The following is a 10,538-nucleotide window of genomic DNA, read 5'->3' on the forward strand; positions in this document are numbered from 1 at the left end:
TGTTATTTAGTGTTATAATGAAGAGTAGATTTTATTCGGCTAATTCGTTTACACAATGATTATAACTTTATATATTTTTTTAACAGCTACAAATTTGCAACTATACAAGTTTGAGGATGAATTAGATTCAAGACATATAAATTGGGTATATGCAAAGATTGAACGAATAAGTGTAAGAACTGGAAATTTGTCGTGTTATAGCTTGCCACTGTCAAAAGGAGAGATAGAAACTATACTGAATGAGTTTAAACAAAAAGATGAGAATGATACGGGCATGCGCCCGTTTGATATGCAGATGATTGAGACTTTGGAAAAAGAGATTGAGTGCAGAAAAGTGAATAATAAAAATATTCTATTGGGTGCAGATTTAGGTGGAAAAGGGTGGGGCGCCCCTAGCGGGGAAAGAGAATTTTTCTCTTGCCTCAGCCCATGGGTGCAGGTAGAGGTTGGTAATATCTTTTATGGATATAATAAGACTACGATATTTAATGAACAAAGAAAATTAAAGGACCCTATTCCATACTATGACCCAGATATACAACCAGATTTTATCCTGCATAACTGGGAACAGGCACCAGTTGTTGGAGAAAAAGAGGTGCTTGAAGTCAAAGCAGATAGGGCTTATGGAGTGTTTAATCTATCATCTATTAGGGTTGAAATTGGCAAGGATAAAGTTAGGTGGGGACCAGGATGTAGGGGAACACTATTTATTTCAGGGTTCTCATCACCTATAGATTTCGTGTACAACATAAAGACAAAAATTGGTAGTATTAGCTTATATGCGTTTAATGCTGGAATTCAAGACTCACTTGAATTAAAACGAATGTCGGCACAAAGGGTGGAGATTTGCTTGCACAAGAAAATGATAATCGGAATATCAGAAGGAGTATTGCACACGAAGGAGGACATATTTAAATACTTTAACCCACTTGGTCTTTATTACATTACTGAACGAAGAGGAAGGAGTGGAGACGATAATTTGATGGCGACTGTGGATATTAGTATAGTCCCAAAAAGGGGGACTAAAATTTACTTCGAATTCCTTAACGATGACTATGTAATTTGGTCAAAAGAAGTGCAGCCCAGCCTTTACGGTATACTTGGAGGATTATACTTTGCAATGCCAAAGAGTGATTTGAGAATTGAAGCTACTTATGTAAATAGATGGACATATGCACATAGGTCAGGTATAACACATTGGACATATGGAGGTATTCCGCTCGGATTTTGGGCAGGCTCAGATGTTATTGATTTATATTTAGAGTATATAAGATGGCTATCTGCTATTCATGGAGTTTCCATAAGTTATGAAAATTTAGCTCACGGTGAAGGAAAATTAGAGATACCGTGGGAATGGGAAAAAGAAGAGTTCCCGAATGCGAGAGGGATGAAGTCACCTACAGAATGTCCTGATAGAAGGAACATATTAGGAGTTAAAGCATTCTTAAATGGCTCAAAATTATCTATATCTGGTGGAATATGGGGAAGTATAATTAAAAATTATTGGAATTCAGACAAATCAGTTACGCAGGTGAGAGCTAAACTGGCAATAAATGTTTTTATCTAAATTTGTAATTTGTAATTAGTATTAACTATGTCTAATATACTTGTTACAGGCGGTGCCGGATTTATTGGGTCAAATCTGGTACACGAACTTATAAAACAGGGTGAGAAAGTAGTAGTAATAGATGACTTATCTCAAGGAAAACTTGAAAACTTACACAAGAAGGCTAAATTTTATAAGCTAAAAGTTGAAGACACAGGTATTTTTCAGATTGTTAAACAGGAAAAAATAGATTATATATTCCACCTCGCCGCCCAAATAGATGTTAGGAAATCCTTCTCTAATCCTATACTTGATGCTAAGTCAAATATTATCGGGACAATAAATATACTACAAGCCGCCAAGGAGGCAGGAGTTAGGAAGTTCATATTCGCATCTTCAGGAGGTGTTATTTACGGAGATACCAACAAGCAAGCAACGGAGGAAGTAGAAACAAAACCATCCTCACCTTATGGAATATCTAAACTTGTAGGCGAAAAGTATTTAGAGTTATACGGCAAAGAATACGGCATTAAGTATACAATTATCAGGTATGCAAATGTATATGGACAGAGACAGAATCCGGATGGTGAGGCAGGAGTTGTAGCTATATTTACAAAACAAATGCTTAATAACAAGCAATGTACCATTTATGGGTTTGGAAAAATGATTAGAGATTATGTATATGTGAAAGATGCAGTTGATGCTACTATACTTGCTATGAATAAAGGAGAGAATGAAATATTTAATATAGGGACAGGTAGACCTACTTCAGTTAATGAACTATTCTCAATTATGAAAGAGATTACTAAATATTCAATTACACCTTTGTATAAGCCAAAGAGAAGAGGAGAGCTGGATAGAAGCATTTTAGATTGTAGGAAAGCAGAAAAGTTGCTCAAATGGAAACCAAGGGTAACATTAGAAGAAGGCATTAGACAAACCATAAACTGGTTCAAGAACTATAAAAATATTTAATCTGTGTAATCTGTGTCATATGCAACCTGAGTTTATAATTTTGCATTTTTGAAATGATAAAGTTTATAACTTTTGCTATAATTCTACTTTTTTATCCCTTTTGTTTGGACGCAGGGACTTCTGAGGCTGAGGTGCTTTTTCTTATAATATACCCCGGAGCAAGACCAGTTGGAATGGGCGCTGCATTTTGGCTACCCGGGCTTTATCCGGGAATGTATTACAATTTCTTAGGTTATGTTCATCCAATCAACCAAGGGGCTATTGGAGGACATATTATTTACTTCACCACAGGAGAAACTGTTGGCGTAGATGAATATGGACATGAAATTGGGAGGTGGAGAACATGGGATGCTTCAGTAAAGGTCTCATAACAAAATATAGGTCCAAATATTAAGTATATAAAAGTAGGAAAAGTAGACCCATTGCCATGCTTATTAAGAGGCGGAATTGCGTGGTATCTATTTCATATTAAATATGATTTGTAGCTTATTCGTGACATATGCAGTTATATTTTTGATATTTGATATTTAATTTTTGATTTTATTAAAGGGGGGTATTATGCCTAAAGTAGGTGTTATTGGGGCAGGTTATTGGGGACCCAATCTTATCAGAAACTTTTGTGAAATGGGATGTCTCGAAGTGATATGTGATAAGGATAAGAAAAGACTGAATAAAATGGGTAGAGAGTATTCAACTATCAAGACTACTGTAAATGTTGATGAAGCAATTTCAAATGCAGATGCTATAGTTGTTGCTACAGAAGCGGGCTCACATTACAAAATTGCAAAAAAAGCATTAGTTGCTAATAAAGATGTATTTGTGGAGAAACCACTTACACTATCTATACAGGAAGGTGAAGAACTTATAAAATTGGCTAAAGAGAGGGCACTTATACTTATGGTAGGACATATTTTACTTTATCATCCAGCAGTTAAAAAGCTAAAAGAATATGTGAGAGATAGCACTTTTGGTGACATATATTACATCTATTCACAACGCGTCAACTTGGGCCAAATAAGGAAGGATGAGGATGCACTGTGGAGCTTCGGACCACACGATGTGTCAGTTATACTATATTTGATGGATGAAATGCCAGATAAGATTACAGCTACCGGAGAGGCATATTTGCAAAAAGGAGTTAAGGATGTCGTATTTATCACCCTATATTTTACTAATAAAGTAATAGCACACATACATTTATCTTGGTTAGACCCACATAAAATAAGAAAAATTACTGTCGTCGGTGCTAAGAAGATGGCTGTATTTGATGATATGGAAACAATAGAAAAATTACGAGTCTATGATAAAGGAGTTGATTACAAACCTTCTTTTAAATCGTACGCCAAAACTTTAACTATTAGGACAGGTGATATACTAATACCAAAGATTGAAATGAATGAGCCGTTAAGATTAGAGTGCCAGCACTTCATAGAATGCGTGATAAAAAGAAGTAAACCACTGTCAGATGGAGAAAATGGAATCAAGGTGACAAAGATATTACAAGCAGCTCAAAGATCGCTTTACAAGGAAGGAATACCTATACAAATCAGGTAAGCCCAACCTGTCATTGCGAGCGGTAGCGAAGCAATCTCAATGGCGTAATTTTATTCATACGTATCTTCGTGATGATTTTTTGGATTATCAGACAGCCTATTGATGAAAAAATTTGTTCCATTATTACAGATAATTAGACCAGTTAATGGAATAATTGGGATGATAGCTGTCTTTATTGGAGCACTATTAACACATAAAGAAATGGTTTACACAAAGATAATACTTGCATGCATAAGTTGCTTTTTAATAATAAGCGCAGGTAATGCTATAAATGACTATGTTGACGCTGAAATAGACAGCAAAAATAGACCTGAAAGACCAATACCAAAAGGTAGAATTACAAAAACGCAGGCTATTATCATATCCATAATACTATTTGGAATTGGAATTGGAGTCAGCATTAAGATATCATCAGCCGAATTTATTATTGCTACTCTTGCAACAATGTTACTTTTGATTTATAACTTTGAATTTAAAAAAAGGGGAATAACGGGTAACCTTATTGTAGCATATCTTGGTGGGCTACCGTTTATATACGGTGGAGTGGCTGTGAAAGCGTGTCTCCCAACACTTGTACCATTTGCGTTTGCATTTATGTTGCATTTGGGACGAGAAATACTAAAAGATATAGAAGATGCAGAAGGGGACAGGATGGCTAAAAGTGAATCGTTCCCTATTAAGTATGGTACTGAAGCTGCTATTAGATTGGTAATTTTAGTATTAGCTATACTTATTCTATCTACACCAGTGCCTTTCATAGCCCATCTGTATGGAATATTTTATCTTATTGCTGTATTAGTTTGTATGGATTTGGGGCTCGGTTTTATTATTTATAAACTATTAAAAAATGCAGCATTTGTACCCAAAGCTTCAGTATTACTCAAGTTTAATATGCTTATAGGATTAGGTGTTTTATACTTAGGTTATTATTCATGAATCTGACGAACTCAACAAACCTAACGAGCATAGTGAATTCTTTTATTTGTATTTTTTGATTTTATGTGATAGGGAAGATACATGGTATACAGGGGATTAGAGGATTAAAGTTTCCGCAGGATCCGTATGGATATGAAAGAAGATTTAGTAAACGAGTTACGCAAAATTGCAAATAAAAAGCTTGAGAAATCTCCAAAATTAACTTATATTCAGCTAAAGGAGGTTTTTCAAGATGGTTTATTATGACATGATAAAAGGGGTATCAAAGTTTGATATAAGATTAAAGAAGAAGGTATGAAAAACAGGGATTGAGAGGTCTTGAGGAGCATTCCAGGGCTCCGAAACACATTCAAATTATAGAGATAGATACAAAAGATCTCTGGGATATAGAGAAATATTGGCCCTAAATGAAAAGATTACACCTTCCCAGATATGAATTTACTGCAAGAGATGTGAGAACCGGGGGTGAGTGGCATACTTATGGGGAGACCAAAGATGGGACTAACGCTGCAATCTTTGCGAGCTATGAAAAAATAGAGACAGGAGGCGAAAAACTCCAATAGAAATACTTGAGGAAACTGAAAGTAGTGTCTCCCCCAAAGTTTTCAATTTACCTACAATTATAAAATTTTAGATAATTTTATTGACAATTTTATAAAGGATGGATACCATGTGGGGTCATCAGACGAAATTTTGAAATTTAAGACTTGACAAGTAGAAGAATATGCTTTATATAAAAATAGGGATTATACAGGACTAATCCACCCTGGCGAAGAAAAAGATTTTAAACCCATGATAAGTAAGGAAGGTTATGTTGAATCCTGACCTGTCGTCAGGACAGGATTACACAAAATTACTGACATAACCAAAAGGGGAGAGATGACTTTTTTGACTGCATTTTTATTATTTGGTTGGCTTGATTGGAAGAGTGTAAAAACGGACAACTTTACTGTTATCTATAAGCCGGGCTATGAGTGGGAGGCAACAGAAGTATTAAATAATCTTGAATACTATCGTAGTGAAGTTACTGCTCTCACAGGTAACAGGCCTAAACATCTACCTATTGTTATTGAGGATATAGGAACTGTATCTAATGGAATGGCTGACCCAATATTTAATAATATTCATATATATACCTATCCACCATCGGGTATCTTTGCCAGTAGTACTGAAAACTGGTACCGCCTGGTATCACTCCATGAGTATACCCATATGTGCCATTTGACAAAAACGGCAGGTGTTTCTCGTGCTGTAACTACACTATTTGGTAGAATTTTTCAGCCTAATCTTTTTTCACCTGGTTGGGTAGTGGAAGGCATTACTGTATACTCTGAGTCACAGCTCTCAAATTACGAAGGTCGTCTAAATGACGGCTGTTTTGATGCATACATAGGAGCAAGAGCAAAAGAGGGCAAACTTCCATCTATTCATACTGCTACCTATTCTCCATTAGAGTTTCCATATCGTACTGGTATTTATCTTTATGGGGGCGAGTTTTTTAATTATCTTGCCGATACTTATGGCAAAGACCGCTTTTCGCAACTGTTTGACATCTATGGCTCGTTTTTCTGGGCTCCTTTTTTTGGTCAACTCTTTCCATTTTTTGGCATAGATATGGCAGCAAGAATAACTTATGGTAAAGACTTACCATCGTTGTTCTCGGCTTGGAAGCGTTATGAGGAGAAAAAATACAAGGACTGGAAGATAGATGGTGACAGGGTAACTAAAAAGGGTGATTTCGTTAAGTATCTCGTAAACGATGGAAACAAGCTATACTACGTACATACTTACCCAAAGAAAACTGATGCTCTGAAAGGATTTGAGTTTTATAAGATTGTTGAGTTTAACATTGATACCCAGAAAGAGCAAACCCTCGTCTCACTTACAAGCCCAGTTTCTACTCCGTTAAGAGTTAAAAATAATGAACTATACTACACAACCTATGAATTCAAAAAAGGCTACGCTAATGCAAGCATGATGGGTTTTGGGATTATTTCTTTGCTCCATATGAACGATTTAAAAACTGGCAAAGATAAAGTCATATTTTCTGACGCTATACGTGCATTCTGTGTGTTAGAAGATGGGTCTATTCTATATTCAAAGGATAGACAGCATAAGTTTGGCTCAGAGCTCTGGCTATACCGGGGTGGTAAAAAAGAGCAATTATGGGTTACTGATTATCTCTTAGGAGAACTAATTGCTAATTCTAAATATATCGTAACATCAGCACGGACGGATTACAAAAATTGGGATGTATATTTACTTGATTTAAGCAGCAAAAGACTTACCCCTATTGCTACCACTCCTTGGTCTGAGTCCAATATCTGGCTTGTTGGTGATACACTTTTATTTACTGCTAATTATGATAAAATATACTCAATTTACGGTTATGATATTTTAGACCATAAACTATACCAGCTTACACAAGGAGGTTATGCTACTAACGGAGTATTCTCTAATGATAATCTATATTTTATAGGAGACACAAAAGCTGGTTTTGACATATACAAAAAGAAGATAGACTTTGTAGAGTATACGCCAAAAAAGTGGCTTGTTAGTGATAGACCCGACTTCTCAAAAAACAAGTTGAGTATATCACATGGTGGCTACTTTGATGTCTTAAGCACTGCTTTAAAGCCAGCTGTTCGCATTCCTTTTATACTTCCAGCTGATACTACATTCAAAAAATGGTCACTCGGTTGCATACTTGTTGGTGCAGATGCGACCTATGAGAATTTTTACACTGTTTCCTTTGGCTACGACCCTATTGAAGAGACGCCATTTTTATCTTCATTTCTACGATCGCTATTTTTATCACCTATTAGTATAGATATGGAATACCGATCAAAGATTACAGCTGGACTTGGAATCACCTACCCTCTATTTATGAGTCTAAGTCCTGGGTTATCAAGCCTATCTTTATATCTCAGAGGCAAAGCTTTCAAAGAAGATTTCTCAAGAAAAGAACTTAAACCAGGCTTAGTTATAGAGTTTACTTTCCCATATACAGATGTATTTGTAGGAGTAGAGTCATCGGTAGAACGAGGTAAATTTGGCTCAAATATTGAACGCACTGCTTATAGTGTGGAGGCTGGGATTAGAAATTATATAAAAGGGGGTGAACTAAGGATTTCAGCAAAAGGATACAGTGACAAAGAGAATCCAGACCCTATTGGTATAAAAATACGCGGCTATGACCAACTTTATACTAAGACTGGCAGCTCTTTAACTCTCGAGTATGCACATCCAATTTTAAAAATAAGGAAGGGGTTATGGAATCCTAATCTATTCTTTGAAGATTTGTGTGCAGCTATTTTTACTGATGTCGCATTTGCAATAGATGGTGAATACAACTTATCATGTGGAATGGAATTAAAACTTGAGACCGGTACTATGCTTGGACTTATAAAAGCAGCACCAAAATTAGGAATCGCTACCAATAAAACTGGGAACATTAAATTCTATATAGGAATTGACGCAATAAATTTAGGTATATAAATTAGCAACGCCAAATCAAGTTAGGATAAAGATAACTGGAGAAAGAAGGAGATAGAATAACTTGGTAAAAACTTCTTATCTCAAAATTACAATCTTATTTGCAGTAGTATACGAGCCCAGATTAAGTGCTATGAAATAAATGCCCTGATTAAACTTGCTTATATCCAATGATATAATTTTAGTACTCATAATATTTCCTGCCCATAGCTCACTTAACTTTCTGCCAGAAACATCATATATGGATAAACTTGCCCTTTCATTTACTGGAGATAAAACCTTTACTACTGCCTTTTTGTATACAGGATTGGGATAGACTTCTAATCTTGCATCTTGCATTTTCTTCTATTCCTATATTACCAAGGGAATCAGTCTTTATAAGCTATACATCACTTATACCTGCACCATATGAATAAGTGGAGTCTACAATGATATAACCGCCATCAGCTGTCTGTTTGACTAAGTGTCCTTCATCACTATAAGGGCCGCCAAATGTCCTTGTCCATAGTGTATCACCACCTGTGTCCGTCTTTATAAGCCATATATCCTTACCACCTTCCCCATATGAGGCCGTGTATCCAACTATGATATAACCGGCATCAGTAGTCTGTTGAATTCCATACCCACAATCGTCGCCACTTCCCCCAAAATAATTCCACCAGCTTGGACCACCATCAGAATTTCGCTTTATAAGCAGTACTTCTTGACCACCTGCCCCCAAGGCTCTGTATATCCAACCATAATATAGCCACCATCGCTCGTCTGCTGTACACCATAGCCAACTTCATCATACTCAGGTGAAGTAATTATTTGCTCCCAACTTCTATTACCAAGTGAATCCGTCTTTACAAGCCAAAAATTGATTCCGCGCTGCCTGCGCCATATGAATTGGTGGAACCAACCACTATGTAGCCACCATCAGCAGTGAGAGCAACTGAGTTACCTTCATCACTTAATTCTCCTCCATAAGTCCTTGTCCATGTGACAGAATTTACGACTTGTGGCAATGCTACAAGCCATACACCGATTATTAGATAAAAAATCCCTTTAAACATTATCCATCCCTTTCTCATGTCTTATCAATGCTTTTTCTTGTAGGATGCGGTAGATGTAGTAGCTATACCCCCCCTGACAGCAAACTTAGCCTCAACAGTCATCTCCAATGGGTCTAAAACCGCTACAAGGTCTTCTAAGATTTTATTTACTGCATGTTCATGAAATATTCTGACTTGGCGATAAGAGTACAAGTAATACTTTAAAGATTTCAATTCTATACATAACTTATTGGGTACATACTTAATGGTAATAGTGGCATAGTCTGGCAGCTCACTAAAAGGGCATACACAGGTGAATTCATCTGTAGTATGCTCCATCTGAATATGACGATATGGATATTCGTATGGAAAGGTGACAAGAATTGAGCTGTCAACAACTGATGGCTCAAAACTCTTCCCTACCGCCCTTTTTGCCTTTAACTCTATATCAGATGGGACACGGTCATCGTAAATGTGTTTTTTTGATTTCACTTTGGTTTAATTAAGGCGCGGGTCGGAATTGAACCGACGAATCGCGGTTTTGCAGACCGCTCCCTTAGCCACTTGGGTACCGCGCCTTAGACTACGGTGATTAGTATGAAGTGGTTAGTAATAATAAAGAATACCTTACCACTAATCCCTGCTTTAAGCGGGGGACGGGGCTCGAACCCGCGACGACTTGCTTGGCAAGCAAGCATTCTACCACTGAATTACCCCCGCAAATTAAACTAAAATATAAAAGAAGAACCTATTCTTGTCAAGTTTTATTTGCTTTGTGTAGTTATTATTTTAAAATGTTAAAGATAATTATTACGTGAAAATGTTAAATTTTTAGAAATGTTTTTTTGATTTTAAAAAGCAACCTTCTAAAATTAAAATGATAGAAGGTTGCCATGAAAGAAAAGAAGTTTAATATTACAATGAGAGACCTCATAAAGTATGAAGTCTTGCAACAACTTCTGAGAGGAGAACTCAAAGGATATCAGGCAGCATCTCTT

The 10,538-nt window shown here is 36.4% G+C and carries 11 protein-coding genes and 2 tRNA genes; 7 read left to right on the forward strand and 6 right to left on the reverse strand.

The window, feature by feature from the left end; translation table 11 throughout:
• Positions 1 to 55: 55 nt before the first annotated feature.
• The 7 genes from QMD71_05640 to QMD71_05670 all read left to right on the forward strand — a co-directional run bounded on the left by QMD71_05640 (position 56) and on the right by QMD71_05670 (position 8,509).
• The gene (locus tag QMD71_05640) at positions 56 to 1,567 is read left to right on the forward strand and encodes a capsule assembly Wzi family protein (protein ID MDI6840312.1); all 1,512 of its coding nucleotides are present in this window, start codon (positions 56 to 58) and stop codon (positions 1,565 to 1,567) included.
• A gap of 27 nt (positions 1,568 to 1,594) precedes the next feature.
• Positions 1,595 to 2,521: an NAD-dependent epimerase/dehydratase family protein gene (locus tag QMD71_05645; protein ID MDI6840313.1), complete on the forward strand. Its 927-nt coding sequence runs from the start codon at positions 1,595 to 1,597 to the stop codon at positions 2,519 to 2,521.
• A 53-nt stretch (positions 2,522 to 2,574) separates the two neighbouring features.
• Positions 2,575 to 2,892, forward strand: a complete 318-nt coding sequence (locus QMD71_05650) for a hypothetical protein (protein MDI6840314.1) — start codon at positions 2,575 to 2,577, stop codon at positions 2,890 to 2,892.
• A gap of 187 nt (positions 2,893 to 3,079) precedes the next feature.
• Positions 3,080 to 4,075: a Gfo/Idh/MocA family oxidoreductase gene (locus QMD71_05655; protein MDI6840315.1), complete on the forward strand. Its 996-nt coding sequence runs from the start codon at positions 3,080 to 3,082 to the stop codon at positions 4,073 to 4,075.
• Between the two features lie 102 nt (positions 4,076 to 4,177).
• Entirely contained in the window at positions 4,178 to 5,011 is an 834-nt protein-coding gene (locus tag QMD71_05660; protein ID MDI6840316.1) for a geranylgeranylglycerol-phosphate geranylgeranyltransferase, read from the forward strand.
• A 407-nt stretch (positions 5,012 to 5,418) separates the two neighbouring features.
• Positions 5,419 to 5,574: a hypothetical protein gene (locus tag QMD71_05665; GenBank protein MDI6840317.1), complete on the forward strand. Its 156-nt coding sequence runs from the start codon at positions 5,419 to 5,421 to the stop codon at positions 5,572 to 5,574.
• Positions 5,575 to 5,890: 316 nt separating this feature from the next.
• Positions 5,891 to 8,509, forward strand: a complete 2,619-nt coding sequence (locus QMD71_05670; GenBank protein ID MDI6840318.1) for a hypothetical protein — start codon at positions 5,891 to 5,893, stop codon at positions 8,507 to 8,509.
• Positions 8,510 to 8,584: 75 nt separating this feature from the next.
• Here the strand turns inward: QMD71_05670 and QMD71_05675 are convergent, their stop codons facing one another.
• The 6 genes from QMD71_05675 to QMD71_05700 form a co-directional block, all read right to left on the reverse strand.
• Positions 8,585 to 8,845, reverse strand: coding sequence for a T9SS type A sorting domain-containing protein (locus tag QMD71_05675; protein ID MDI6840319.1), 261 nt, complete (start codon positions 8,843 to 8,845; stop codon positions 8,585 to 8,587).
• A 43-nt stretch (positions 8,846 to 8,888) separates the two neighbouring features.
• Positions 8,889 to 9,227, reverse strand: a complete 339-nt coding sequence (locus QMD71_05680) for a hypothetical protein (protein ID MDI6840320.1) — start codon at positions 9,225 to 9,227, stop codon at positions 8,889 to 8,891.
• Between the two features lie 124 nt (positions 9,228 to 9,351).
• Entirely contained in the window at positions 9,352 to 9,561 is a 210-nt protein-coding gene (locus tag QMD71_05685; protein MDI6840321.1) for a hypothetical protein, read from the reverse strand.
• A 24-nt stretch (positions 9,562 to 9,585) separates the two neighbouring features.
• Positions 9,586 to 9,987 carry a preQ(1) synthase gene (gene queF, locus QMD71_05690; protein MDI6840322.1) on the reverse strand — a complete coding sequence of 134 codons (402 nt, stop codon included), beginning with the start codon at positions 9,985 to 9,987 and terminating at the stop codon, positions 9,586 to 9,588.
• A gap of 58 nt (positions 9,988 to 10,045) precedes the next feature.
• Positions 10,046 to 10,118, reverse strand: a tRNA-Cys gene (locus QMD71_05695).
• 70 nt (positions 10,119 to 10,188) lie between these two features.
• Positions 10,189 to 10,260 (reverse strand) — tRNA-Gly (locus QMD71_05700).
• Positions 10,261 to 10,538 lie beyond the last annotated feature (278 nt).

It is taken from the genome of bacterium, from assembly GCA_030018315.1.
GTDB lineage: Bacteria > Hydrothermota > UBA3073 > JACQXS01 > JAGMCI01 > JASEGA01.

Coding starts and splice junctions, on each gene's coding strand:
- QMD71_05640 (MDI6840312.1), top strand. CDS start 56: ATGATTATAACTTTATATATTTTTTTAACAGCTACAAATTTGCAACTA.
- QMD71_05650 (MDI6840314.1), top strand. CDS start 2,575: ATGATAAAGTTTATAACTTTTGCTATAATTCTACTTTTTTATCCCTTT.
- QMD71_05665 (MDI6840317.1), top strand. CDS start 5,419: ATGAAAAGATTACACCTTCCCAGATATGAATTTACTGCAAGAGATGTG.
- QMD71_05655 (MDI6840315.1), top strand. CDS start 3,080: ATGCCTAAAGTAGGTGTTATTGGGGCAGGTTATTGGGGACCCAATCTT.
- QMD71_05660 (MDI6840316.1), top strand. CDS start 4,178: ATGAAAAAATTTGTTCCATTATTACAGATAATTAGACCAGTTAATGGA.
- QMD71_05675 (MDI6840319.1), bottom strand. CDS start 8,845: ATGCAAGATGCAAGATTAGAAGTCTATCCCAATCCTGTATACAAAAAG.
- QMD71_05670 (MDI6840318.1), top strand. CDS start 5,891: ATGACTTTTTTGACTGCATTTTTATTATTTGGTTGGCTTGATTGGAAG.
- QMD71_05685 (MDI6840321.1), bottom strand. CDS start 9,561: ATGTTTAAAGGGATTTTTTATCTAATAATCGGTGTATGGCTTGTAGCA.
- QMD71_05645 (MDI6840313.1), top strand. CDS start 1,595: ATGTCTAATATACTTGTTACAGGCGGTGCCGGATTTATTGGGTCAAAT.